This window comes from Rhodoferax sp. ZS1R8, from assembly GCF_056521325.1.
The window spans coordinates 471095-496296 of sequence record NZ_JBWMBA010000002.1 but is presented as its reverse complement, the minus strand read 5'-3'; the positions used below and the strand labels follow the sequence as shown (position 1 = coordinate 496296).

The 25202-nt window shown below is 62.2% G+C and carries 19 protein-coding genes; 9 read left to right on the top strand and 10 right to left on the bottom strand.

Features of this window, described 5'->3' with window-relative positions; genetic code table 11:
- Positions 1–41: 41 nt before the first annotated feature.
- Positions 42–2672, bottom strand: a complete 2631-nt coding sequence (locus AC097P_RS08325; RefSeq protein ID WP_479609927.1) for a M1 family metallopeptidase — start codon at positions 2670–2672, stop codon at positions 42–44.
- A 159-nt stretch (positions 2673–2831) separates the two neighbouring features.
- Positions 2832–3065: a hypothetical protein gene (locus tag AC097P_RS08320; protein WP_479609926.1), complete on the bottom strand. Its 234-nt coding sequence runs from the start codon at positions 3063–3065 to the stop codon at positions 2832–2834.
- Positions 3066–3448: 383 nt separating this feature from the next.
- Here AC097P_RS08320 and AC097P_RS08315 point away from each other — a divergent pair, with 383 nt between their 5' ends.
- From AC097P_RS08315 to AC097P_RS08305, 3 genes are read left to right on the top strand one after another with little or no spacing between them, the layout of a single operon-like run.
- Positions 3449–4369, top strand: a complete 921-nt coding sequence (locus tag AC097P_RS08315) for a hypothetical protein (protein ID WP_479609925.1) — start codon at positions 3449–3451, stop codon at positions 4367–4369.
- A gap of 28 nt (positions 4370–4397) precedes the next feature.
- A complete protein-coding gene (locus tag AC097P_RS08310) occupies positions 4398–4994 on the top strand; it encodes a sigma-70 family RNA polymerase sigma factor (protein ID WP_479609924.1) in 597 nt (198 codons plus the stop codon).
- Positions 4991–5953, top strand: a complete 963-nt coding sequence (locus AC097P_RS08305; protein WP_479609923.1) for an ankyrin repeat domain-containing protein — start codon at positions 4991–4993, stop codon at positions 5951–5953. The genes AC097P_RS08310 and AC097P_RS08305 overlap by 4 nt, the downstream gene beginning before the upstream one ends.
- Here the strand turns inward: AC097P_RS08305 and AC097P_RS08300 are convergent.
- Complete coding sequence (locus AC097P_RS08300) at positions 5950–6897, bottom strand: phytanoyl-CoA dioxygenase family protein (RefSeq protein WP_479609922.1); 948 nt, start codon at positions 6895–6897, stop codon at positions 5950–5952. The genes AC097P_RS08305 and AC097P_RS08300 overlap by 4 nt on opposite strands.
- A gap of 139 nt (positions 6898–7036) precedes the next feature.
- On the opposite strand from AC097P_RS08300, the gene AC097P_RS08295 reads away from it, so the two are divergent.
- Positions 7037–8254 carry a 6-phosphofructokinase gene (locus AC097P_RS08295; protein WP_479609921.1) on the top strand — a complete coding sequence of 406 codons (1218 nt, stop codon included), beginning with the start codon at positions 7037–7039 and terminating at the stop codon, positions 8252–8254.
- Between the two features lie 90 nt (positions 8255–8344).
- On the opposite strand, the gene AC097P_RS08290 is transcribed toward AC097P_RS08295, so the two are convergent.
- Both AC097P_RS08290 and AC097P_RS08285 read right to left on the bottom strand, forming a co-directional pair.
- Complete coding sequence (locus AC097P_RS08290) at positions 8345–10780, bottom strand: DUF1631 family protein (protein ID WP_479609920.1); 2436 nt, start codon at positions 10778–10780, stop codon at positions 8345–8347.
- 158 nt (positions 10781–10938) lie between these two features.
- Positions 10939–11496: an HNH endonuclease gene (locus AC097P_RS08285; RefSeq protein ID WP_479609919.1), complete on the bottom strand. Its 558-nt coding sequence runs from the start codon at positions 11494–11496 to the stop codon at positions 10939–10941.
- Positions 11497–11709: 213 nt separating this feature from the next.
- On the opposite strand from AC097P_RS08285, the gene AC097P_RS08280 reads away from it, so the two are divergent.
- The 3 genes from AC097P_RS08280 to lspA all read left to right on the top strand — a co-directional run bounded on the left by AC097P_RS08280 (position 11710) and on the right by lspA (position 16263).
- Positions 11710–12684 (top strand): bifunctional riboflavin kinase/FAD synthetase, encoded by a 975-nt coding sequence (locus tag AC097P_RS08280; protein ID WP_479609918.1) that lies wholly within the window; start codon positions 11710–11712, stop codon positions 12682–12684.
- A 141-nt stretch (positions 12685–12825) separates the two neighbouring features.
- A complete protein-coding gene (gene ileS / locus AC097P_RS08275; RefSeq protein WP_479609917.1) occupies positions 12826–15717 on the top strand; it encodes an isoleucine--tRNA ligase in 2892 nt (963 codons plus the stop codon).
- A gap of 18 nt (positions 15718–15735) precedes the next feature.
- Positions 15736–16263: a signal peptidase II gene (lspA, locus tag AC097P_RS08270; RefSeq protein ID WP_479609916.1), complete on the top strand. Its 528-nt coding sequence runs from the start codon at positions 15736–15738 to the stop codon at positions 16261–16263.
- 139 nt (positions 16264–16402) lie between these two features.
- Here the strand turns inward: lspA and AC097P_RS08265 are convergent, their stop codons facing one another.
- Complete coding sequence (locus tag AC097P_RS08265) at positions 16403–17323, bottom strand: hypothetical protein (protein WP_479609915.1); 921 nt, start codon at positions 17321–17323, stop codon at positions 16403–16405.
- Positions 17324–17365: 42 nt separating this feature from the next.
- Positions 17366–18361 carry a quinone oxidoreductase family protein gene (locus AC097P_RS08260; protein WP_479609914.1) on the bottom strand — a complete coding sequence of 332 codons (996 nt, stop codon included), beginning with the start codon at positions 18359–18361 and terminating at the stop codon, positions 17366–17368.
- Between the two features lie 132 nt (positions 18362–18493).
- Between AC097P_RS08260 and AC097P_RS08255 the strand changes: the two genes are divergently transcribed.
- Entirely contained in the window at positions 18494–19399 is a 906-nt protein-coding gene (locus tag AC097P_RS08255) for a DMT family transporter (protein ID WP_479609913.1), read from the top strand.
- On the opposite strand, the gene AC097P_RS08250 is transcribed toward AC097P_RS08255, so the two are convergent.
- On the bottom strand, positions 19382–22030 hold the full coding sequence (locus AC097P_RS08250) for a bifunctional diguanylate cyclase/phosphodiesterase (RefSeq protein ID WP_479609912.1): 2649 nt from the start codon (positions 22028–22030) through the stop codon (positions 19382–19384). The genes AC097P_RS08255 and AC097P_RS08250 overlap by 18 nt on opposite strands.
- Positions 22027–23136 carry a TRAP transporter substrate-binding protein gene (locus tag AC097P_RS08245; RefSeq protein WP_479609911.1) on the bottom strand — a complete coding sequence of 370 codons (1110 nt, stop codon included), beginning with the start codon at positions 23134–23136 and terminating at the stop codon, positions 22027–22029. Before AC097P_RS08245 ends, AC097P_RS08250 begins: the two co-directional genes overlap by 4 nt.
- Positions 23137–23373: 237 nt before the next feature.
- Here AC097P_RS08245 and AC097P_RS08240 point away from each other — a divergent pair, with 237 nt between their 5' ends.
- Complete coding sequence (locus tag AC097P_RS08240) at positions 23374–24291, top strand: amino acid ABC transporter substrate-binding protein (RefSeq protein WP_479609910.1); 918 nt, start codon at positions 23374–23376, stop codon at positions 24289–24291.
- A 59-nt stretch (positions 24292–24350) separates the two neighbouring features.
- On the opposite strand, the gene AC097P_RS08235 is transcribed toward AC097P_RS08240, so the two are convergent.
- A complete protein-coding gene (locus AC097P_RS08235) occupies positions 24351–25145 on the bottom strand; it encodes an SDR family oxidoreductase (RefSeq protein ID WP_479609909.1) in 795 nt (264 codons plus the stop codon).
- Positions 25146–25202: the final 57 nt, after the last annotated feature.

Sequence of the window (25202 nt, the reverse complement as noted above, 5' to 3'; positions counted from 1 at the left end):
GCCCAGACCATGGAGGTTCAAGGCGGGCAATGATGGCGCCGTCACACCGCCAACCACCGTGCCAGTTGCGGCAGCAGGCGTGCCTTGTTGCGGGCGCGCAAGCGTATGGCCTCGGCGCTGCGCTGTGCCAGGACTAGGGCTTCGGGCGAACGCTGCGCCTTGGCTGCTGCCAGCAGCGCGTCGGCATACTTTACGTCTGAGGCATGGCGCAGCAGCAGGGACAAAAATTCGTTGCGGTCGTAGTCTGGCTGCATTTTCAGCAGTGCATCGCGATGCGTTTCGGCATAGGTCCAGACCTTTGCCGTGTGCTCCAAACTCAGCTGCAACAGCACGCGGCTGGCGACGAGCGGGGGTATGTCCTTGGACAACGCCAGCGGCAGGGCCTGCGCGGCCAGCGCAGGGTCCAGCACCGACAACGCGGCCATGTAGAAGCGGTCTTTTTCTTCGGTGCCCTCGGCCTTGCGCGCGTGGTCCAGCAGGCTGTCATAGGTGGTCTGGTCGGCGTACAGACCCACGGTGCGGGTCACCACGTCCAATAGCGCTGGCTCCAGACTGGCGGGGTCCGTTTGATAGCGGGCAAAGCGGGCCTGCGCCTCGGCGATGACCTCAGCGTCCCCCATGCTGGCCAGAAAGTGGATCAGCGCGGTGCGCAGTTGCGCGTTGTCCACCGATTCGCCTGCCACGCTGTCCCATCCCAGTTGCTTGAATTTGGGGCGGGCCGCAGCCAGTGCGAAACGGCGCAACGCCGGGCGCAATGCCGCGTACTGTGTATCGTCTCCGGCCAAATGGTCCAGGCCCTGCAGGCGGCCCAGCACAAGATTCCAGACCGCCATGCGCGGCTCGTCGGACAAGGCCTTCACCAGCCCAAAGTACGACGCCACCGGCAAGCGTCCATTGGTAAACAGTGCGCCCGCATCGGTCATGACCTTGACACGTGCACTGCCGGGCAAGCTGGCAATGTCCCGCGTCAGGTCAGCCAACAGTTGCGGCGCGTATTGAACACGGTAGAAGCCCACGCTGTCAGGGTCCAGCACCAGCGGCGCTGTGCAGCCGGGGCGCAGCACGTTCTGGCTGCGCTGCTGCAGCAGTACGTAATCGGGCTTTCCGTCTTGCATGCCGATCTGCACCGGCACGCTCCACAGCCGCTGGCTGCTGCCGCGGTCCAGCAAGAACTGCTGCTGGCGCAGCGTGATCTTGCGCTGGCCGTTCTCGCATACGGCATCCACCTGCACTAGCGGAAAGCCTGCCTGTAGCGTCCAGCCGCGAGCGATGGCGTCCACCGGCTTGCCCGACGCACTGGACAGTGCAGCCCATAGATCGGCGCTGGTGGTGTTGGCGTACTGGTGCTGGGCCACATAGCTGCGAATGCCTTGGCGGAACCGGTCTTCGCCCAGGTAAGCCTCCAGCATGCGCACAAAGGCCTGGCCCTTGTCATAGGTGATGCGGTCAAACGCATCGTTGGCCTGGCTCTCGTTGGTGATGGGCTGGTAGATGGGGTGCGAACTGCGCAGTGCGTCGTGGGCCATCGCGCTTTCACGGACGTCGTTCGCTGCCAGCGCACCGTGCCACTGCGGGTTGAAGTGCGCCGTGGCTTTGGCCTCCATCCACGATGCAAAGGCCTCGTTGAGCCACAGGTTGTCCCACCAGGCCATCGTGACCAGGTTGCCAAACCATTGGTGCGCGGTTTCGTGGGCAATGGTGCTGAAAACACGCTGCTGTGTGGCCACCGGGCTCTTAGCCGGGTCGTACAGCATCGTGGTCTCGTTGTAGATGACGCCTCCCCAATTTTCCATGGCACCGCCAAAGCCGCCGGGCACTGCGATCTGGTCGAGCTTGGGCAAGGGGTACGGCACGCCGAAGTATTCGTTGTAGTACTGCACCAGGTCTTGGCTAGCCTTTAGCGCATAGGCAGCCGATGCCTGCTTGCCTAAAGTGGTAACGACGCCGATCTCGGTGCCATCCTGCATGGCGCTGCTGCGTTCCAGTTCGCCCGCCGCGAGCACTACGAGATAAGTGGACATGCTGGGCGTTTGGGCAAAGCGAAAACGCTTCCAGCCGTTGGGCAGGGTTTGCTGCTGCTCGACTGGCATATTAGAGATGGCAGTAAAACTGGCAGGCACGTCCGCCGTCATCTGAAAGCGTGCGCGAAATACGGGCTCGTCCCACGACGGGAAAAAGCTGCGCGCGTCGGTGGCCTCCAGGTTGCTGCCGATCATGATCTTCTCATCGGCCCCAACCTTGTACCGATCGTAGTACAGGCCCTGCGCTGAGCGGTTGATAACGCCGCGATACCGCAGCCCCAGCGTGTAGCGCCCCTTGGGCAGGCGCTGTGGCAGCGCAAAGCTCAGCGTTTGCTGCGCCTTGTTGAGTTGGGGCTGCAGGTTTTGCGGCACCATGCCCGGCCCGCTCAACGAAGCTTCGTCCACCGTGATCTGGTTGGCGTTTAAGACGATCTTGCGCGTGGCGCTGCGCACATCAATGCGGATGTCTTCGGTGCCGGTGAATGTGAACGCCGTCAGGTCGGGCACGATGTGGATTTTGTAATCCACTGGCACAACATTTTTCGGGAGCTTGCCCGGTGTGGTGGCAAAAGAAAACGGGGCTTCGGCCAAGGCCGCGGCAGAAGAAGCCGCCAGCAATATCGTGCTGGCATACCTGAACAGTGGAAGCATCGGATCAGTTCCCGAGCCAAAGAGTAGCTGGGAAAATTGTATAGACAGGCCCGATTGTCTTCGCAAAGCACCGGGCTACTCATTGCACCGATTGCTCCACCGCACGCCAAGCCTCCCGGCGCGTCAGCACGCCGAGAGACCGGTAAAGGCCGTGCGGCCTTAGCGGCTCAGGTTAGGCGATGTGGCGCTCAACCGCTCGCGCTCTTTGCGCTGGGCCTCGGCCCGCGTGCGGTTACCCATTTCGGTGATGGCTTGGCTGTGATCATCGCCGTAACGGCTGTGGGCGCCGTGGGTGTTGCGTTGGCCAAAGTGGCGTGCCAACAGGGCTACTAACAGCAAAGCGATCAGGCTGCCGATGATGAGCAATTGGTGGTCGACGACTGCTACTTCCATAAGTGATACCTCCGTTACAAAACGTGTGGACGAAAGGCTGGCCACGGTGGCCTTGCCCCGGGGTTTGCGCCGCAATGGATCGGTTCGCACACCCGTACGCCCATGCTACGCAGCCACCACGCCACGTCTGTGTGGCATCGCACTTTTAGCGCCGACCACTCATGGATGCTATGAATTCAGTAGCTGCTTACGCCTGCTGCACGAGGGCTACAGCCTATTTCACCAATCAGGCATGTGGTCAACCGGCCATGAGCGCCTTGGGCGGGAGCCAGAAAATTCCAAGGCCAGCAGTCCGGCCTCCATAAATATCTTTGACTTGTTAACCCCATTGCCTGCCCTGCTTCGTTTCAGTCCACTCCTCAACCCGTTTTCAAGGAGTCGACATGTACAAGCATCTGAACCGGCTGGGTCTGGCCGTGGTCCTGGTGTGCAGCGGCCTGCAGGCCCAGGCCATTGGGCGTCTGGCCGACGTCACCGTCACTGACCGCAACACCGGGGCCACGCTGCCGGTGTACTACAGCAAGGGCGAGTATTGGGTAGCCGGTGCACCGGGGGCGCGCTACGCCATCGCCATCCGCAACAAGCTCGGCGAACGTCTGATGGCGGTCACATCGGTGGACGGTATCAACGTGGTCAACGGTGCAACGGCCGCATGGGGGCAAACCGGCTATGTGTTCAATGCCAACTACCACTACCAGATAATCGGCTGGCGCAAGAGCAACTCCGAAGTCGCGGCGTTTGAATTTGCAGCGGCCAGCGATTCCTACGCAGAGCGCACAGGGCGCCCTAATCAGGTGGGCGTCATTGGCGTGGCATTGTTCAAGGAGCGCCTGCCCGAGCCCGTGGCACTGCCCACTCCCATGCCCTATCGGCAGGAGCGCGACTACCGGGAGTCGTCGCGCATGGACAGTAGCAGCAGTGCGCCACCACCGCCCGCTGCCGCCGCAAATGCTGCGCCACAAAAGAGTATGGGCGCTGCAGCTGCGGCCCCTGCCACCGCCGCACCGGCCGAAGCCATGGCCGAGCGCAGCCGGGCTGCCGATGCCAGCGGCTTTGCGCGCCCAGCCATGCCATCGCCCAAGCTGGGCACGGGCCATGGCCAGCGTGAAGACTCCTACGTGTCGCACACCAGCTTTGAGCGGCTGCAATCGCAGCCCAACGAGGTCATCTCCATCCGCTACGACAGCCGCGAAAACTTGGTTGCCGCCGGTGTCATCGTAGAGCGTCCGGGCCACGTGCCCAACCCCTTTCCCCATTCGGACCGTATGTCCTACGTGCCTGATCCTCCGGCACGCCAGTACTGAGCCTGTCAGCCGCACCATAATGCGGGCCATGGCCAGCGTTACCCATGACCCTTCATCAGACACCGACGAGTCGTTGATGCTGCGCTATGCCGGCGGTAATCTGCAAGCCTTCAACCTGCTGTACGACCGGCACGAGATGGCCGTGTGGCGCTATGTGTTTCGCAGCGTGCGCGTGCAGGCCCTGGCCGACGACCTGCTGCAAGACGTGTGGTTTGCGGTGGCACGGCACGCCGCTACCTACCAGCCCACCGCCAAATTCAAGACCTGGCTGTTCACGATGGCGCACAACCGGTTGGTGGACCACTTTCGCACCGCCAAACAGCACGTGAGCCTGGATGGTGACGCAGATGGCGAATCCGACAGCGTGGCACTGGTGCAGACCCTGGCCGCCAACTCGGGCTTTGGGCCACTGAGACGTCTGGAATCCAAGGAACAGGCGCGGGCCCTGCTCGACGCCATCGAGCAACTGCCGTTTGCGCAGCGCGAGGCCTTCATGCTGCAGGCAGAAGCAGGCATGGACGTCCAGGAGATTGCGAAGACCACCGGTGTCAGTTTTGAAACCGCCAAAAGTCGCCTGCGCTACGCGCGCAGCCGCCTGAAGGAACTGCTGCAGGAGTACGCATGACTGAGCCGCCTGAGAAGCTGAATGACGAGCTATTGGAGCGCTACACAGACGCCGTGGCGCAAGACCCGCGCCGGCCATCGGACCGCGTGCGGCATGCGGCGCGCGCGCATGCGCAAATGCTGCGCGACCAGGCGGCAGAGCTCCAGCGCGCAGATGGCACACCGGCCTCAAAGACAGTCGCCAAGCCCGCCGCCAACCAACCCCAGTGGACGATGTCGCTGGCCGCCAGCCTGGCCGTCGTTGGCCTGGCGGGTTTGTTGTATGTGCAGATAGACCGCGGTGCGCCCGAAGTGCGTGAGGCAGCGCTGGGCACGGTGGCGCCTGGCGAAGCGCCGGCTACAGCATCCGCCGCACGCCCGGCGCCACCCGGCGCTGCCGTACCCGACACGGTTACCCCAAAGCCGCCCGTTGCGGCTGTCGCACCGCCCCCTGCCAAGGCCGCAGAAGTGGCCACTGCGAAGCCAACCGCGCCCAGTCAATCCATTGCGCCCCGCGCACCGATTGCACCCGCTGCACCGGCGCAGGACTCGGCCCAAGCGACGGGGGATGTTGCAGTGGCGCGCAACGAAGCCCCTTCCGTGGCCAATGCCGAATCCACCATGCGCGCTGCTGCGCCAGCAGCCAAGGCAGCGCCCGCGCAGACAAACCGCGCGCGTGATGCCGGCGTCGGCGCGGCAACGACGCAGTTTTTGGAATCAGCGCGCAGCGGGGACACACGATCCATGCAGGAGTTGCTTGCGCAAGGCGTTGCTATGGACACCCGCGACGACAACGGCAACACCGCGTTGATGCTGGCCGTGCGCTACCGCCGCGCAGCAACTGTGCGCAAGTTGCTGGACATGGGCGCCGATACGTCCTTGGTCAATAAAGACGGCCTGACGGCCCTGCGCCTGGCCCTTCTGATGGGCTTTGAAGACATGGCACAGTTGCTGCAGGCAGGCTCGCCACGGCAGCCTTAGGTGCCGGCCGACCCTGTAAAGCGTCCTACCAGCTTCGACAACGTGTTCCCGACTACGCCTTTGCCTGGGGATCGGTTGAACGCCTTGGGGGGTGTAGGGTCGGCGTGCCCGAACTCGACAAACCGGTGTGCCGCATATTTCCGGTCTTTGCAATCGAGGTATTTCCAGGCCGATTTTTCAGGCATCAGCTTGGCGGGGTTAAAAAACACATCCTGGTGGTACACCGGCGTGCCCAAGGGTGCCACATGCATTACCAGCGAATGCCGGGTACGCGAAATGTCTCCGATAGCCGATCCACCGTGCGGCAACTGCGGATGCCAGATCACCGTATCGCCGGCCTTCACCGCAACCTTCTCTACCTTCAAGCCTGCGTCCATGCACTGTTGGGTCACTCGGCCTTGGTACTTATCCCACATCACCTGAGAGTCCGACGGGACGGCATCCAGGGATGCATATTCCTCCAGCGCCAGTCGCTCACGGTCCAGTTCCGGCAGCAAGTGCCCCTTGCGAATGACCTCCAGGCATCCGTTGACCTCGTTGGCATCCTCCAGCGCGACCCACACCCCGAGGTAGCGAAGTTCGGGGCGGGTGCAAAAGTACGGGGAATCGCGATGAATCGGCTGCGCCGAGCCACGCTCGTAGTACAACGTGGTGTAGATGGAAGAACTGGCGTTGAAGAAGCCGTCCTGCACGCCTAGTGCGACCGGGTTATCGGTGAAGACCGACAGCAGTTCGGGGAATGCCAAATGCAGATTGATGATGCGCGGGTAGTGGCCGTCGACGTCCAGGTGCTTGTCAAAAATCGCCGTGTTGCGCAGCATGAAAGCTTTGACATCTGCCCGTAGGCTGTCGATGAAATCCGCTGGATACGGATTGGGGACTACTGTCACGCCCTCGGCCAATAATTCCGCCAAGTGTTTGGAAATCGCGTCTGTGTTGCTCATTCTCTTGCTGCAATCCTGTTGTTGTTTGGGCTCCCGCTCGGGCCGCGTTGAGCAGCCCGGGCGGGAGTATGGCATGGGTGGGCATGCGGAACTTGCTACGATGAGTTTGTCCCTACCACCACATCACAGGACCCACACCATGGCATCAGGAAAAATTCTCGTCGCACAGGGCGGAGGCCCTACTGCCGTCATCAACCAGTCCCTGGTGGGCGTGGCGCTGGAGGCGCGGCGCTTTGCCAACATCGCCCATGTCTACGGCGCCCGCCACGGCGTGCGCGGCATTGTCAACGAGGATTTTGTGCACCTGACACAAGAGACCAGCCACAACCTGGAGATGGTTGCCAACACGCCATCGAGCGCGCTGGGCTCCACGCGCGACAAGCCCGATGCTGCCTACTGCCATGAGATCTTCAAGGTGCTGCAGGCCCACGAGATCGGCCACTTCTTTTACATCGGCGGCAACGATTCCAGCGATACCGTGCGCATCGTCAGCGAACAGGCGCGCAAGGCCAACTACGCGCTGCGCTGCATCCACATCCCCAAGACGATTGACAACGACCTGGTGGGCAACGACCACACACCGGGTTTTCCGTCGGCCGCACGTTTTGTGGCCCAAGCCTTTGCTGGCGCAAATCTGGATAACGCCGCGTTGCCCGGCGTGTATGTAGCGGTGGTCATGGGGCGCCACGCCGGATTCTTGACCGCAGCCTCGGCGTTGGGCAAAAAATTCCCCGACGATGGACCACACCTGATTTACATGCCCGAGCGCACCTTCGACCTGGCGCAATTCCTGGCCGACGTGAAGGCCACGTACGATCGGCTGGGCCGCTGCGTGGTGGCCGTGTCGGAGGGCATACACGTTGCGTCCGGCCAATCCATCGCCGCGCAACTGGCAAAAGACCTGGAACACGATGCGCACGGCAATGTGCAGCTGTCGGGCAGCGGTGCGTTGGCCGACCTGCTGTGTGAGGAGATTAAAAGCAAGCTTGGCATCAAGCGCGTGCGCGGCGACACGCTGGGCTACCTGCAGCGCTCGTTCATTGGCTGTGTGTCCGATGTAGACCAACGCGAAGCCCGCGAGGTGGGCGAGAAGGCCGTGCAGTTTGCTATGTGGGGTGACCGTGATGGCTCGGTGGCCATCAAACGCACTGGTTTCTATTCGGTGGACTACGAGTTGCTGCCGCTGGACGCCGTGGCTGGCAAGACCCGCGTGATGGAGGACCACTTCATCACGCCCAATGGTACGGACGTGACGGACGCATTCCGGCTCTACCTGCGCCCGCTCTTGGGCTCGGGCATGCCGGATGCGTTCCGGCTGCGTACCAACCCGGTAACCAAGGTGTTGCGCCCAGGGTAGAAAATTTTATCGAATCGGGCTGTAGCCCTCGCAGATGGAGCGTAAGCCGCTCCCAAATGTATAGCGTCTGTTCGGCGGCGTTCGATACGCCTAGGCGGCCATCTGCATGTCGCCGGTACCGGTGCCATTACCAGCACTGGTACCGGTGCCGACCATGATCTTGTCCAGCGCACGGCCGACGATGGCCTCGTTGTCCAAAACGCGCATGCGGCCGTTGCGCAGCATGGCCGAGACCTCGCGCTCTGAGCGCACAAAGGCATCAAAGCCGTCGCGGTTGGTGAACAGCAGCCGCGTGCGCATGGGGCTGACCCAGCTGAGGCGGCAGCGGATGTGGGTGCCCTGCTCGATGGACACGTCAAACCACATGCCGCGTTTGAACGCCTGGGCCAGCGAATCAAAGTTGTCCAGCTGGTTGAACTGGCGCACGGCGCGGCGCTCGTCCAGCTGCTGCATGGCGACCTCGCCTTCGCGGTTCTCCAGCGCGGCCGAGCCTGTGTCCAGCGGCATGGATTGCGTGAGGCGAATGGCCAGCGTGTGCGTGGTGATGAGCCGGCGGGTAAAGGTGGCGCGGGGCTTGCCGTTCCACTCGATGGTGTCCAGGCCGGCGTTGAGCTGGCGCACCATGTCCGGCAATATGGCCACCAGCTCGCGCCGCTCTTCGGCGGAGGTCTTGGGCTGTATGGACCAGATCAGCTGCTCCATGGTCTTGGTGGCCTGCGCATAATTTTCGTCGCGGGTTGTCTCGTCCATCCAAGCGCGGGCCATGACCTCACGCCACTGGTTGGTCAAGAAGGGCAGCAGGAAGGGGGCCACGGCCTGCTCGGCCGACAGCGCCTGGATGCGCTCGTGGATCAGCTCGTCGGCATGCTCCAGCGCCTGGTCCCAGGATTCGCCACTGCGCTCCTGCTCGGCCACCGGCTCCACACGGACCTGGGCCTGTTGCTCAGACTCGAACAGGAATTCGGTGAACTCGCGTAGCAAGTCGACGAACAGCGCCAGGTCGTTTTCGAACTCGGTCAGCACGCGCTGCACGGTGTGCTCTATGCGCACATACAGCGGGTCTTCTTCGCCCTTCTCGGGCGCCCAGGCCACCGAGGCTCCGGCCAACGTATCCACGAGTCGGCGCGCCGGGTGCTGGTCGGACAAGAAGAAATCGCGGTCAATCATCGCCGCCTTCAGCACCGGGATCTGCAGGCGGCCGATGATGAACTTCATCTGGACCGGAATGGCCTGGTCAGCAAATACGAAGTCAAACACCTCGGCCAGCGCGTCCACGGTGCCGCGGTCCAGCTCGGGCGCGTGGCGGATCTCGTCGCGGTCGCGCATCTGGCGCAACACATTGTGGTCGGCCAGGTCCTGACCCTCGTAGCGCTGGCGGGGGGCAGCCTCTGCATGGGCACGGGCGCCGGCCTGCAGGTCGCCCAGGTATCCCATCAGCGCGGGGCTGGCTTCTGCAAAATGGGGGCGGGTCTGGATTTCGCTGTCGGCATCACCCCCGCCCAGAGGTGCTTGGCCAGTACCGGCGTGGACGCCGCCGCTGTGTGCGCTTGCGGCCTGGGTGCCAAATCCCAGTCGCTGCAAAAACTGCCGCGCATGGGCGGCGACCGTACGCCCCGCATTGTCGAGTGAGGCCCAGGCCGAGCGCTGGCCACCAGCATTGCCGCCATCCATGGGGGCAAAGCCGGAGCGGCCGTGCTCGGGACTTCCCAGCGGCGCAGGCTGGGATGTAAGCGGCATGCTGTTCGAGCGCGGACCCAGCGGCGCATGGGCGCTATTGCCGTGTTTGATGCGCAGCCCCCGCGTGGCTGGCACCCCTGCACGCACCAGCGTATCGTTCAGCTGGGTGTACAGCGGCGTCAGGTCGATCCAGAAATTGGGGTCCAGCGACTGCACCAGGTCTTCACTGGCCTGGGGGTCGAGTTCGCACTTGTCCCAGGCGCTGGCGAAAGCCTTCAGCAGCACCATGGGTTGGAAGGGGTTGTCATGGACCGATGTCTTGTCGTGGCCGAACAGCACGCTCAAGCGCTGGGTCAGCGGCTCCAGCACGGCGTCGTAACGCGCCGCAAAGCGTTGCGCGACGCGGTCCAGCAGCAGCACGCGTTCGACCTCGCCCACGTCCAGCAAGCTCAGGCTCATGCCGTCGAGGGCATCGTCGGCTTTGGGGCGCCCGGATGGGGACAGCTGGGGCAGGATGCCGGTCAGCTCTTCACTGAGGCAATCGGCCAGCGTCTGCTGGAAGCCGCGGTTGAACTGCTGCGCATATTTGCCCAGCAGCAGGTGGGCGGAACGCAGGTTCTGCCCCTGGCCCAACGACGGCTTGTCGTCCACCAGATCCATCAGGCGGTTGCGCACCAAATTCAGGTTTTTGGTCTCGTGCTCGGCAAAAAAAGCCAGGGTTTGCGCAATCAGCATGCGCGCGAGCCGAACCGCAGGGTTCTGGGGCTCGGTGCCGGTGCGTTTAACAGTGGAATTCGGTTGCTCGCGATTCACGATAAAGGCTGTCTGGGTGAAAAAAAGTGCCCGCACGCGCGGACTGTGCAAAACGGATCGGAGACTATCTGAGGATTGTGGTTCATTTCTCTTTGGAGTCGAACCGTGGGGAGCGCGCGCAGGGCGATTAAGCTGAGAATGCCCCGCAATTTGCGTAACAAGTTGTTACGCCAACACGTGGATCGCGCGGATTGTCAAATCAGCAGCCGCGAAGACTTGGGTACGTGGGCGATTAAAAACTCCATCTGGTCGGCCAGAATGCGTCGGTTACGCAGTATGAAATCTTCCCACAGGCTGGGCACATACGGCGTGTACAACAGCGGCATGTGCGCCTGCTCCGGCGTGCGGTGGCTCTTGCGGTGGTTACAGGGTTTGCACGCAGTGACGACGTTCATCCACGTGTCCACGCCCTTCTGGGCAAAGGGGATGATGTGCTCGCGCGTCAGGTCGTGTTCATGGAAGCGCTGGCCGCAGTAGGCGCACACATAGCGGTCCCGCTCGAACAGCTTGCCATTGGTTAAACCGGGGCGCAGATGGAACGGGTTGATGTTGGGCACACCACGCGTGCCGATGATGCTGTTGACCTTGATAATGGACTGCAAGCCCGTGACAGCGTTGTGGCCACCATGGAACACGGCGACCTCGCCACCGGACTCCCAGCGCACCTCGCCCGACGCATAGTGAATGACCGCCTGTTCCAGCGAAATCCACGATTGGGGTAGCCCCTGGGCCGACAATTTCAAGACTTTCAAAACACGCCCTCCTGAAACGTTGCGGCACAGACCGCAGTTACGCGAAGCGAATCAGCTCAGTCCCCAACACTACAGGTCTGCGAAACAGGCTGCAACAGCATGGCAGGAAACCGGCCTTGGCTGCTACGTCACAATATACCCTGTTTCTGTGACAACTTGGCTTCTGGCGCTCGACCCCCCGGCGTCGCTTGCTATCAAAAAGATAACAAATCCATGAAGGTTTTTCGCGGTTTCAACCATCCGGGCGTGGCACCGGCCTGTGCACTGACGATAGGCAATTTCGACGGCGTGCACCGCGGCCACCAGGCCATGCTGGCGCTGTTGCGCGGCGAGGCCCAGCAGCGCGGCGTGCCCAGTTGTGTGCTGACCTTCGAGCCCCATCCGCGCGACTTCTTTGCCGAAAAATTCAAGAAGCCCGAGCTGGCCCCGGCACGTGTCGGCACGCTGCGCGACAAGCTGGACGACCTGGCCATCTGTGGCGTGGACCAAACCATCGTGCTGCCCTTTGACACCAAGCTGGCCGGCCAATCGCCCCAGACCTTTGTTGACAACGTGTTGGTGCAAGGCCTGGGCGCGCGCTATGTGCTGGTGGGTGATGATTTTCGGTTTGGCGCACAGCGCGCTGGCGACTATGCTTTTCTGGACGCCGCGGGCGACGCCCAGGGCTTTGACGTGGCCCGCATGAACAGCTACGAGGTGCACGGCCTGCGCGTTTCCAGCTCGGCGGTGCGCGAGGCGCTGGGTAGGGGCGACATGGCCGCGGCGGCGCGGTTGTTGGGCCGGCCGTATTGCATCTCCGGCCATGTGGTGCACGGCCGCAAGCTGGGCCGCACACTGGGTTTCAAGACACTGAATCTGCGCTTTGCCCACTGGAAACCGGCCGCCAGCGGAATCTTTGCGGTGCTGGTGCATGGTCTGGCCGACAAGCCCATACAGGGGGTGGCCAACCTGGGGGTCCGCCCCTCGCTGGACCCCGATGACGTGAACGGCGGGCGTGTGCTACTGGAGACGCATTGCCTGGACTGGCCCGCCGTGCTGGGCCCGGAGGGGGCCTACGGTAAAATCATACGGGTGGAACTGCTGCACAAACTACACGACGAGTTGAAATACGACGGTCTGGACGCCCTTACCAAGGGCATACACCAGGACTGCGATGATGCTCGGGCCTGGTTCGCAGCCCGAATTTGACCGGGCCGACCAGCCTGATGGTCAGCGACGCACCTTGCCCCGCGTCACCTCTTCTCTTACAAGAGAGTATTGCCTCTGCACCGCGCAACTTTTGTTGTGCCGAACAGGCCCCACCCGAATTTCTAGATTGAGCAAGCCACCATGACTGATTCCTCTACTCCTGCACCCGTCGATTACCGCGGCACGCTAAACCTGCCTGACACCCCCTTTCCGATGCGCGGCGACCTGCCCAAGCGCGAGCCCGCCTGGGTCAAAACCTGGAACGAGGAAGGCCTCTACAAGCGCCTGCGCGATGCCCGCTCCAACGCCCCGCTGTTCGTGCTGCACGACGGCCCACCCTATGCCAACGGCAAGCTGCACATCGGCCATGCGCTGAACAAGGTTCTCAAGGACATGATCGTCAAGTCCAAGCAACTGTGCGGCTTTGATGCGCAATACATCCCCGGTTGGGACTGCCATGGCCTGCCAATCGAAAACGCCATCGAAAAACTGCACGGCCGCAACCTGAGCCGTGACGACATGCAGGCCAAGAGCCGCGCCTATGCCACAGAGCAAATCGACCAGCAGCGCGAGGACTTCAAACGCCTGGGCGTGCTGGGTGACTGGGAGCGCCCCTACCGCACGATGGACCCGGCGAATGAGGCCGGCCAGATCCGCGCCTTCAAGCGCGTCATCGAACGCGGTTTTGTCTACCGCGGCCTGAAACCCGTTTACTGGTGCTTTGATTGCGGTTCCAGCTTGGCGGAATTCGAAATCGAATACGCCGACAAGAAGAGCGACACGCTGGACGTGGCCTTCGAGGCTGCCGACAAGCAGGCGCTGGCCACCGCCTTTGGCCTGAGCGCCCTGCCCGCCAACCCGGCATCGGCCTTCATCGTCATCTGGACGACGACCGCGTGGACCATCCCCGCCAACCAGGCACTGAACGCCCACCCCGAGCTGACCTATGCGCTGGTGGACACACCGCGCGGCCTGCTTGTGCTGGCCCAAAGCCTGGTCGAGAAGTCGCTGGAACGTTTTGGCACCACCGGTACGGTGGTGGCGACCACCAAGGGCGAGAAGCTTGGCGGCCTGCAATTCAAGCATCCGCTGTACGACGTGGACCCTGGCTTCTCCCGATTGGCACCGGTCTACCTGGCCGACTATGTCAGCGACTCCGACGGCACCGGCATCGTGCACTCGTCGCCCGCCTATGGCGTGGATGACTTCAACAGCTGCGTGGCCCATGGCCTGAAGTACGACGACATCCTGAACCCCGTGCAGGGCAATGGACAGTACGCGGCGGAGTTGCCGTTGTTTGGCGGCCTGAACATCTGGAAGGCCTGCCCCGTCATCATCAACACGCTGCGCGATGCTGGCCGCCTCATGGCCACGCAGCCCATCCAGCACAGCTACCCGCACTGCTGGCGCCACAAGACGCCGGTGATCTACCGCGCCGCGGCCCAGTGGTTCATCCGCATGGACGAAGGCCCTGGTGTCTTCACCCAAGACAAGGCACCCAAGACGCTGCGCCAACTGGCGCTAGACGCCATCGAGCAGACCCAGTTCTACCCCGAGAACGGCAAGGGCCGCCTGCGCGACATGATCGCGAATCGGCCCGACTGGTGCATCAGCCGCCAGCGCAGCTGGGGGGTGCCGGTGCCCTTCTTTTTGCACAAAGACAGTGGAGAGCTGCACCCCAACACCATGGCCATCCTCGACCAGGCTGCAGACATCGTCGAAAAGGGCGGCATCGAGGCCTGGAGCCGCGTGACGGTTGAAGAAATCCTCGGCGCGGCCGACGCACCCCACTACACCAAGAGCACCGACATTCTGGAAGTGTGGTTTGACTCCGGCTCTACCTTCCAGCACGTGCTGCGTGGCAGCCACAAGGATGCGTACGCCCGCCCGCCCTTCCACGCAGAAGGCCCCGAGGCCGACCTGTACCTGGAAGGCCATGACCAGCACCGCGGCTGGTTCCACAGCTCGCTGCTGTTGGGATGTGCGCTCTACGACCGCGCGCCGTACCGCGGCCTGCTGACCCACGGCTTTGCCACCGACGGCCAAGGCCGCAAGATGAGCAAATCGCTGGGCAACACCGTCGAGCCACAAAGCGTAACCAGCAAGATGGGCGCCGAGATCGTGCGCCTGTGGGTCGCGTCGACCGACTACTCGGGCGACCTGAACATCGACGACAAGATCCTGGCCCGCGTCGTGGACACCTACCGCCGCGTGCGTAACACGCTGAAATTCTTGCTGGCCAACGTCAGCGACTTTGACCCGAGCAAGGACGCCGTGCCGCTGGAGCAGATGCTGGAGATAGACCGTTATGCGCTCAGCCGAGCGGCGCAGCTGCAGGCCGACATCCTGGTGCACTTCAATGTGTACGAGTTCCACCCCGTGGTCTCCAAACTGCAGATCTATTGCAGCGAAGACCTGGGGGCGTTTTACCTCGATATTCTGAAAGACCGGCTCTACACCACGGCCGCCAACAGCCCTGCCCGCCGCTCCGCACAGACTGCGCTGTGGCAAATCACCCAGGCCATGCTGCGCTGGATGGCACCGTTCCTCAGTTTCACCGCGGAAGAAGCCTGGGCCGTGCTGGGAACCGAGGGCAAGACGCCTGAGGCCACCAGGCTGTCCATTTTCCTGGACGGTTATGTGCAGTTCGCCGCGCCTGATACCGCGCTGCTGGCCAAGTGGAGCCGTATCCGCGAGATCCGCGAAACGGTGAACAAAGACATCGAAATCCTGCGCGCCGAGGGCCAGGTGGGTTCGTCGCTGCAGGCGAATGTGGCGCTGACCGTGAATGCCGATGACCATGCGCTGTTGTCCAGCCTGGGCGAGGATTTGAAGTTTGTGTTCATCACATCCGCTATCAATTTGATAGCTGGTCACGCGCTCTCCGCGGGGGTTGCAGCCTCAAAAGCCATCAAGTGCGAGCGCTGCTGGCACTACCGCGAAGATGTGGGCATTGATGCGGCCCACCCCACGCTGTGCGGCCGCTGCACCAGCAACCTGTATGGCGCGGGCGAAGCCCGTGTCTACGCCTGACACCTCGAAAGGCTAAACATGGCACGTTCCCCATTTGGCAACAACAAGTCTTCCGGCAGCGGCCTGCTGCAGTGGCTGGGCCTGGCTTTCATCATCCTGCTGGTGGACCAGTTCACCAAGGTGCTGATCGTTGGCTACTACCACGAGGGTGACAGCACCCCAGTCACCAGCTTCTTCAACGTGGTCCGCCTGCACAACCCAGGTGCAGCCTTCTCGTTTCTGGCCGGAGAATCGGGCTGGCAGCGCTGGTTCTTTACAGCGTTGGGTTGCGTGGCGGCGGGGGTCATCATCTGGATGCTGAAGTCACACCCCGGGCAGAAGCTGTTCAGCTTTGCAATGGCCTGCATTCTGGGTGGTGCCATCGGCAACGTCGTGGACCGCATGGTGCACGGCTATGTGATCGATTTTCTGGACTTCCACTGGAGCTGGCTGGCCCCAATGTTTGCGGGGGGGCACTTCCCGGCCTTCAACGTGGCGGACAGCGCCATCAGCATTGGCGCGGCCTGTTTGATACTGGACGAGTTGCTGCGAGTCAGGAAGAGCTGAACGCTGCTCGCCAGCGCGAGCAGCCTGGGCGCTCTGCTCCGTGTCCTCCGCCCGCTGTGCGGGCTCCCCCTTTACCTACGCAGACCGCCCAGGCAGCCCGCACCTCAGGTTGAAGGGTGCCAGCTAAGCCGCGTGCCGGTTAGAACAAGAACCCAGCCGAGAATACCTGTTCGCTCATCCAAAGATTGTGGTCCGCTGTGCCCTTGTACACCGGCACATTCTTGAGCGCGCCATAGGCGAATTTCTGCGTCAGCTCGACGTAAATTGTCTTGTAGACCCGGTAGCGCAAACCCACCTCCACACCGGCGGTCCAGCCGTTGATCTGCCACCAGTCCTTGCTGGACGAGCAGCACACGTTTTCATTCTTCGGCCCTACCTCGTTGGTGTTGCCCAGGATCGTGTTTTCGGCATGCGGCAGCAGGATGCCTGCGCCGGCGCGGCTGATCAGTTGCAGATCACCCGGCTGTTGTTCGGGTCCATACAAGTGTTGCAGCCAGACCGCATTCAGCATGACGTGGTTCAGACCGTTGTGCAGCGTGTAATTGAAGTTCTGCGCATTCAGAACCATGTTCGCGTTGTACGGCTGGTTGTTGATGGTTCCGCTCACCGCTGCGGTCTGGTTCAGGTCGATGTTGTATTTGCTGTGGTCCAACGAAAACTCGATGGCAAAGGTCTTCTCCGGGTTCATGAAGCGGCCAATGCGCACATTCTCCTGGGGGTTGGTCAGATCCAGCCGGGTCAGCGAACTCAGCGTGTCCGATACGCTGGACGGAAAGTCGCTGCCCGACACCTGGTTCACCGTGAAATCATTGCCCAGGCTGGGCTGGGACACGTGGATATTGGTCGGCGCGTACTGCTGGCGGCTGTAGCCCCATGAGAAATACCAATTGCCGTCTTCCTTGAGCGCGCGGTCGACTTTGGCCCGCTCTACGCTCTGGGGCGAGGCGCTCGCCGGGCCTGCAGCGGAGGTCGCTGGCTGCGTCTGGGCCAGCACCAGGGAACAGGGCAATACGGCGAGGGCCGCGGCGGAGAGAAGACGCTGTGTGAATGGTGTGTTCATGGGAAGGTACTCAGGGAATACCTCCGATTGTATTGGCCTACTCTATAGCGTCAGTACCGAACAGCCGGTTGTTTGGCGTGCCTCAAGCTCGCGGTGCGCCCGTTGCACGTCTTCCAGCGCGTAACGCTGGCCGATGTGGATGTTGACCTTGCCGCTCTGCACCACCGCGAACAAATCGTCGGCCATCGCCTGCGTGCTCTCTCGCGTGGCAATGTGGGTGAACAGCGTCTGGCGCGTCAGGTACAGCGAACCCTTTGGCCCCAGCATGCCGGGCGCCATGGGTGCCACCGGGCCGGACGCATTGCCAAAGCTGGCCATCAGACCGAACGGAGCCAGGCAGTCCAGCGACTTGTCCCAGGTGTCCTTGCCTACCGAATCGTAGACCACCTTGACGCCCTTGCCGCCAGTGATGTCCTTGACGCGGACCGCAAAGTCTTCTGCTGCGTAATTGATAGCATACTCTGCACCATTGGCGAGGGCTAGCGCACATTTTTCTGCAGAGCCTGCGGTTCCGATCAGGCGCAGCCCCAGCGCTTTGGCCCACTGGGAGGAGATCAGGCCGACGCCACCGGCCGCGGCATGGAACAGCACAAAATCGCCAGCATTCAGCCCGCCCTGCGGCAGGGTTTTCTTCAGCAGGTACTGGGCCGTCAGGCCCTTGAGCATCATCGCGGCACCCGTGTCAAAGGAGATGCTGTCGGGCAGCTTGCACACGCACTTGGCGGGCATGACGCGCAGGTCGCAGTAGGCGCCCGGCGGCTGGCTGGCATAGGCGGCGCGGTCACCCACCTGCAAGTGGGTCACACCTTCGCCCACCGCCTCGACAACGCCGGCGGCCTCCATGCCCAGTTGTAGCGGCATGGCCATCGGGTACAGGCCGCTGCGCTGGTAGACATCGATGAAATTCAGCCCCACGGCCTTGTGGCGGATACGGATTTCGCCGATGCCGGGTTCCCCCACGTTGACCTGCACCAGCTTGAGCTGCTCGGGGCCTCCGTGTTGGTCGATCTGAATGGCTCGGGACTGGGCTTGGCTCACGGTGCTCTCCTGTGTTGAATGGATGTGCCCTAAGGGCAGCGCTCAACATGGTGCCACGATTTGTCATTTACAGCAGGGGGCTGAAAGCAATGTGCAAGCAATCGCCGGGGCATGGCCTAGTACATTCGTCGCATGACCCACCGCCTGACGCCCACCGCTGCCCTGCTGCTGACCATACCGCCCCTGCTGTGGGCGGGCAATGCGGTGGTGGGCCGGGTCGTCAGCCCGCTGATTTCACCGATGACGCTGAATCTGTTGCGGTGGACGTTCGCTTTCCTGCTGTTGCTGCCACTGGCCGGCAGTGTGTTGCGACGCGACAGCCCGTTGTGGCCGCAGTGGCGACGTTTTGTGTTCCTGGCCCTGCTCAGCACCAGCGGCTACAACGCGCTGCTGTACCTGGCACTTAACACGTCCACGCCGATCAACGTCACGCTGGTTGGGGCCAGCACGCCGGTGTGGATGCTGCTGATTGGGCGTTTCTTCTTCGGCACACCGGCGTCCGCGCGGCAGATGCTGGGCGCTGTGCTGTCCATCGCAGGCGTGGTGCTGGTACTGTGCCGGGGCCAGTGGGAATTGTTGCTGGGCCTGCACCTGGTCGCGGGAGACCTGTATGTGCTGCTGGCCAGCATGGGCTGGGCCTACTACAGCTGGATGCTGGCCCACCCCACACCCGAGTCGGCCCCGCTGCGCGCGCACTGGGCAACGTTTTTGCTGGGCCAGGTTGTGTTTGGACTGGGTTGGTCGTTGCTGTTTGCAGGCACCGAGTGGGCCATCACGGATGCCCGGCTGCAATGGGGCTGGCCCCTGCTGTCGGCATTGCTATTTATTGCCGCGGGGCCGGCCGTAATTGCCTACGCGGCCTGGGGTGGTGGCGTGGCCCGTGCAGGCCCGGCTGCTGCCGGTTTTTTCATCAATCTCACACCGTTATTTACGGCACTTTTATCCGCAGCTTTCCTCGGCGAGGCGCCCCAACTCTTTCACGCACTCGCCTTCGTGCTGATCGTGGCGGGCATTGTGCTGTCATCGCGCCGCAATTAGCGCTTCCAACTGCTCGACCGGCGCCGGGCGGGCAAACAAATAGCCCTGGTAGAGCCCACAGCCGTACTGTGCCAACAGTTCTGTTTGGGCTTGTGTTTCAACGCCTTCGGCAATCACTTCCAAATCCAGGCTACGCGCCATGCCGACAATGGTTTGCACGATCAGGCCATCGCTGTGCCGCACGCCCAGGTTGCGCACGAACGACTGGTCGATCTTGAGCTGGTCCAGCGGTAAGCGCGTGAGGTAAGCCAGCGACGAATAACCGGTGCCAAAGTCATCCAATGAAAACCGTATGCCGCTGTCTTTGAGTTGGCCCATTTTGGCAATGCAGTCGTCCACCTTGTCCAGCATCAACGATTCTGTCAGTTCCAGCTTGAGCAGGTTCGGTGCGATGCCGCAGGCCACCACCACGTCCATCACAGCCTGCACAAAATCGCTTTGGCGGAATTGGCTGGCGCTGACGTTGACCGACAACTGCAAACTGCCAAACAGCGGATGGCCCTGCCAGGCCGCCAGCTGCTGGCAAGCGGCGCGCAGTACCCAATCGCCAATCGACACAATGAGATCACTTTCCTCCGCCACCGCCAGAAATGCCCCAGGCGTCAACAAGCCTTGTTTGGGGTGATTCCAGCGCAACAGGGCTTCGGCGCCAACCATGCGTCCGTCCCCCGCAAACTGCGGCTGGTAAAACAGCGTGAATTCAGCCCGCTGCAGCGCCGTGCGCAAGTCGACTTCCAGTCGTGCACGGTCCTGGATTGCCGCCTGCATCATCGGATCAAAAAAACACAGAGCATTGCCGCGCCGGGCCTTGACCTGGTACATCGCAATGTCGGCCTGCTTGAGCAGTTCGGCGGCGTTGTGCTCTTCCGTGCCAAACAGCGTCGCGCCCAAGCTGCAAGTGCTGCGGTGCGAATGGTCACCCAGCAAGTAGGGTTGCTCCAGCGTCAGCAGCATTTTTTCGCCAATATGCTGGGCCAACTTGGCTGCGTGCTGCGGGTTTTTTGACAAATCCTTGAGCATGACCACGAATTCATCGCCACCCAAGCGCGCCACCGTGTCCACATCACGCACGCTGGAGCGCAGGCGCTTGGCCACCTGTTGCAGCAAATCATCACCCACTTCGTGCCCCAGCGTGTCGTTGACCGTCTTGAAATGGTCCAAGTCAAGAAACAGCAGAGCACCCAGCATGCCGGTGCGAGAAGACGCGGCCGTGGCCTGTGCCAGCCTGTCCAGCAACAGGCGGCGGTTGGGCAGTGCCGTCAGCGCATCGTAGAAGGCCAGCGTCTCGATCTCGGCGCTGGCCTGGCGCATGGCAGTCACGTCGTGGTAGGTGATCACCATGCCGCCCTCGGGGGTGGAGCGTTCGGTGATCTCGATGTGCCGTCCATTGGGCAGCACCTGCTCGTGCGGGACCGAACTGGTCAGCAGCGCATACACACGCTGCTCCACCCACTGCCCCTGCTCCGCCGCGCTGGCTCGCGGCAGATGGTGCAGGGCCGAAGCCTCCAGCACCTTGCGAAAGGGTAACTGCACCCGCATGTTGCCCCGCGTCCACGGGAACAACTCCTCGAAACGCCGGTTCCATTGCACGACCCGCTGCTGCCCATCCAGCAGCACAAACCCGCTTACCATGGATTCCAGCGCCTGGTCCAGCGTACCCTTGGATTGCGCAATCGCATGGCGCGCGGATGCAATGCGGTGCATGTACGCCACAACAACCGCACCCGCCAACAGAAACATCGCGCCAAACACCAACGTGGCAGCCAACAGGATGTTGCGGTCAAACCGCCAGTCCCTCAGTGCGGCCGCGACGGGGATGCTTGCCGATATCCATAAATCGCGGTAGAGCAAAGGGCGCGTGACCAATAACGCGGGCACATTGCTCAGGCGTGCTATCGCACCATTTTGTCCGGCCGCCGCAGACACGGTGCTCAGACCCGGCGTCAGGTCTTTCAGGCTGCGGGCATCCTGATTCGGGACAGCTAACAACACCTGACCGTTACCGCGCTCCAGCGTGACCTCCAGTTCGGCAATGTCCGTGCCCTGCATCAAAACCGATGTCAGCATCGCAGTCGGCACCTCGGCCACGGCCAGCAGGTTGCTTCCGTTGGCCATGCGGACATAGCGTCCAAAGTACAGCACGCGCTCCTGGCTGGTGACGCTGTCCACCGCATCGCTGACAACCAGCGTGGACATGGGCTGGGACATGGCCTCGTCAACGAAGACCTGGGGCAGTTCACGTTGCATAGGCGCGCCAAAAGACGACTCCGATGACGCAAACACCCGACCCTTTTCATCCACCAGCGCAACGAAACGCACCATAAGGTTCTGGCTGGCGGCATTGCGCAGCAGGCGGCTGGCGGCGTTGGCATCCACCCATTGCGGAATGGTCGTGGACAGCCCGAGGAATTCGTCGGTACCGGCCAGCAAGACGTCGATGCTGAGCATGGCGCGGTTGAACGCGGCCTCGGCACCTGACAGGAACCGCGTGGCCTGGGCCTCGCTTTCGGCCAAGGCTACCTGGCGTGCGTTCCACACCTGGTAGCTGGCACCGGCTGCGATCGCGACCAAAAAGGCAGCGACTACACCCCACACCGTGGCCCGGATACGCGTGGTAGACGCAGAAATCATGGAGCTGCCGGTAAGGCGATATTGCGTGCTGGGCCAACGGTCTGGCTCCAGACATCCCTGCACCGCACACCGCAGCGTTTCAGCCAGCGCGGCAGCACGCTGCTGGTGAAGATTTGCTGGCGCCTGCGCTCGTCCTCTGCAGAAACCGGTACCAGCACCATAGCGCCCTTGCGCCCGGCCCCGCAGCGGCCCAACCCGGTGTTACAGGCGACCCCCTCTGCGGTATCGCGCTCAGACTCTTCCCAAATGGAGGCTTCCAGCCTGGGCAGTTCACGGCGCAGCAGTGCACGGAGTTCGGGGGGCAGCGACTCCCACGCTGCGCGATTGGCACCAAAAATGGCCAGGCCCCAATTCAACGGCATCGCGTACAAATGGCTGGCGATGGTGTGCAGGCCCAGCGTATTGCCCGACATGGAGCCGGTGATCGCACACTCAACACTGCCGTTCTTCAGGGCTGCGGCCAGAACACTGAAAGCGATATTGATCGGAACCGCGCCCAGCGCGCTGACAAAGTCGGCCTGCGCGACAGACGACACCCGTACCCTTCGGCCCGCCAGTTCGGTCAAACTTGCCAGGGCCTTGTTGCAAAACACAACCTGGGCTGGGTAGGTGTAGATGGCCAAGACCTCAATGCCGTGCTGCTCACGCAAATTCTTCTCGAGATAGGGACGAAAGGCGGCCACGCTGGTTTTGAGGCTGGCAATATCGGGGTTCAACCCGGCCAGATCGGGCGCGGTGTAGGGCAGATCCCGCGCCGTCACCGAACTTAACAAGGCTGTGCCGAAGGGGACCACTCCCAATTGCAACAGGTGCAGCATTTCGGCCTGCGGTACGCCCGCCCGGTCGAAAGGCACAATGTCAGCGCTGAATTTGCCATCGCTCATGCGTGCCAATTCCTGCGACCAGAACGGCTCTTCCCATCGCGTGAACTGGCTTAACCCCGCCAGGCCGCCGACCACCCGCAACTTATACGCACTGAGGGAAACAAATGGAGCAGACGCGGGTGCGGCGGTTTGGGCGAACAATGACGCTGCCCACAGCGACAACGCGCAGGCCCACAGCACTGGCGCGAATGTGTAGCGTCGCAGCTGGCACGGTGTTTGCATATTCGGCGGCATCTGTGTCCGGTATACCTGCGCCCAGGACGCTGGTTTTGCGATTGGGCCATTATTCACCAGTTCAACGCAGGCCGTTAGAGAGGAATGCGCGAGAATACAGTTTAGACATCGATCCATGTGCGAATTGAATTGGACAGTGCCTGGCATCGACCAGATACTCTTGCTGCGGGGCGTTGGATCCACGCAGTGGCGGCAGACACACCAAAAACTACGAAGAAGACCAGCATGCTCAAAACATCTTTTCGCTCTGCTCAGTGGCTCCAGTCGCCTGTGGCGCTTGGCCTGGCGCTGATGTGCCTGTCGTCCATTGCGTCCGCTGGCCCCACGCTGGACCACATCCGCGCCACCGGCAAGATTGTTGTAGGACACCGGGAGTCGTCAGTGCCGTTTTCCTACCTGGACGGCGACAAGCGCCCAGTGGGATACGCACTGGACCTGTGCGCCCGACTAGCAGACGCGGTCAAGAAGAAGCTCGACATGAAGAGCTTGACCATTGAATATGTGATGGTCACATCAAGCAACCGCATTTCCATGGTGGAAGAAGGCAAAGTTGATATGGAGTGCGGCTCCACGACCAACAATGCCGAGCGGCGCAACAAAGTGGCGTTCACGGTGCCCCATTACATTACCGGTGCCCGTTACCTGGTCCGCGCCAATGAAACGGCCACCGACATCGTTGGGCTGGAAGGCAAGCGGGTTGTCTCCACCAAGGGATCTACACCCATCAAGGCTGTCGAGCGGGCTAACCGGGAACGTGTGCTGCGCCTGGTTTTGCAAGAAGCTCCGGAACACGCCCGCGGTGTAGAGATGGTGGAAAAGAACGAGTCCGACGCGTTTGTCATGGACGACGTTTTGCTCTACGGGCTGATTGCAAGCCGTGCCGAGCCTGAAAAGCTGAAAGTTATCGGCAAATTCCTGACGGTGGAACCGCTGGCCATCATGCTGTCCAAGGGCGACCCGGAATTCAAGTTGATCCTGGACAACGAGATGAAGCGCCTGATCGTGTCCAAAGAGGCTTACACCATCTACGACCGCTGGTTCACCAAACCGATTCCACCGAAAAATACGTCGCTGAATCTGCCGATGAACTACCTGCTACGCGACTTCTGGAAATACCCCACCGATCAGGTCCCCGGCGTCTAGAAATAGCGCCCCACGCCCATTCACTGCGTGCAATTCGCTGCCCCCCCGAGGGGGTCGCATTAATAGGTGCCCGGATATGCCCCGCCATCGGCCAGCACATTCTGCCCATTGATATAGCCGGCCTGCTGGCTGCACAAAAACGCGCAGATGGCACCAAACTCCTGCGGCGTGCCGAAGCGCCGTGCCGGAATGTTCTGGCGCCGCGCATCGGCCAACGCCTCTACCGACTGACCGGTCTTCTGGGAATTGGCGGCCAGCATGGTCTTGATGCGGTCGGTGTCGAAAACACCGGGCAGCAGGTTGTTGATCGTCACACCCTTGGCCGCCAGGCTGCTGCGCGCCACGCCGGCTACAAAACCCGTCAGCCCGCTGCGCGCTCCGTTGGACAAGCCCAGCACATCGATAGGCGCCTTCACCGAACTGGACGTGATGTTGACGATGCGACCAAAGCCCCGCGCAGCCATACCGTCCACGGTGGCCTTGATCAGTTCTATGGGTGTCAGCATATTGGCATCCACCGCCTTGATCCAGGCTTCGCGGTCCCAGTCGCGAAAGTCACCGGGAGGCGGGCCGCCAGCGTTTGTCACCACGATGTCGAAGTCTGATCGCACCGCAAAGACGGCTGCCCGCCCCGCCGCAGTCGTGATATCTTGTGCACAGAATAGCACGCTAGCCCCCGTGGGACGCGCGTAAGCAGCTACCAATTCTGTAGCAGATTTTTCAAGTTGCTCGGCGCCGCGTGCGACGATCAGTACGTTGACACCCTCCTGCACCAGCGCCTGCGCGCAACCCAGTCCCAAGCCCTTGCTGGCGCCGCAGACCAGCGCCCATTTGCCTGCTATTCCCAAATCCATCGTGGTCTCTCCTGCAATCGTGTTGCCAAACTGTAGCGGTAGGGCCGATGATACGCA

Excerpts from the sequence above, each read along its gene's own strand:
- AC097P_RS08325 (WP_479609927.1), bottom strand. The coding sequence starts at position 2,672 with ATGCTTCCACTGTTCAGGTATGCCAGCACGATATTGCTGGCGGCTTCT.
- AC097P_RS08320 (WP_479609926.1), bottom strand. The coding sequence starts at position 3,065 with ATGGAAGTAGCAGTCGTCGACCACCAATTGCTCATCATCGGCAGCCTG.
- AC097P_RS08315 (WP_479609925.1), top strand. The coding sequence starts at position 3,449 with ATGTACAAGCATCTGAACCGGCTGGGTCTGGCCGTGGTCCTGGTGTGC.
- AC097P_RS08310 (WP_479609924.1), top strand. The coding sequence starts at position 4,398 with ATGGCCAGCGTTACCCATGACCCTTCATCAGACACCGACGAGTCGTTG.
- AC097P_RS08305 (WP_479609923.1), top strand. The coding sequence starts at position 4,991 with ATGACTGAGCCGCCTGAGAAGCTGAATGACGAGCTATTGGAGCGCTAC.
- AC097P_RS08300 (WP_479609922.1), bottom strand. The coding sequence starts at position 6,897 with ATGAGCAACACAGACGCGATTTCCAAACACTTGGCGGAATTATTGGCC.
- AC097P_RS08295 (WP_479609921.1), top strand. The coding sequence starts at position 7,037 with ATGGCATCAGGAAAAATTCTCGTCGCACAGGGCGGAGGCCCTACTGCC.
- AC097P_RS08280 (WP_479609918.1), top strand. The coding sequence starts at position 11,710 with ATGAAGGTTTTTCGCGGTTTCAACCATCCGGGCGTGGCACCGGCCTGT.
- ileS (WP_479609917.1), top strand. The coding sequence starts at position 12,826 with ATGACTGATTCCTCTACTCCTGCACCCGTCGATTACCGCGGCACGCTA.
- lspA (WP_479609916.1), top strand. The coding sequence starts at position 15,736 with ATGGCACGTTCCCCATTTGGCAACAACAAGTCTTCCGGCAGCGGCCTG.
- AC097P_RS08265 (WP_479609915.1), bottom strand. The coding sequence starts at position 17,323 with ATGAACACACCATTCACACAGCGTCTTCTCTCCGCCGCGGCCCTCGCC.
- AC097P_RS08255 (WP_479609913.1), top strand. The coding sequence starts at position 18,494 with ATGACCCACCGCCTGACGCCCACCGCTGCCCTGCTGCTGACCATACCG.
- AC097P_RS08250 (WP_479609912.1), bottom strand. The coding sequence starts at position 22,030 with ATGATTTCTGCGTCTACCACGCGTATCCGGGCCACGGTGTGGGGTGTA.
- AC097P_RS08245 (WP_479609911.1), bottom strand. The coding sequence starts at position 23,136 with ATGCAAACACCGTGCCAGCTGCGACGCTACACATTCGCGCCAGTGCTG.
- AC097P_RS08240 (WP_479609910.1), top strand. The coding sequence starts at position 23,374 with ATGCTCAAAACATCTTTTCGCTCTGCTCAGTGGCTCCAGTCGCCTGTG.
- AC097P_RS08235 (WP_479609909.1), bottom strand. The coding sequence starts at position 25,145 with ATGGATTTGGGAATAGCAGGCAAATGGGCGCTGGTCTGCGGCGCCAGC.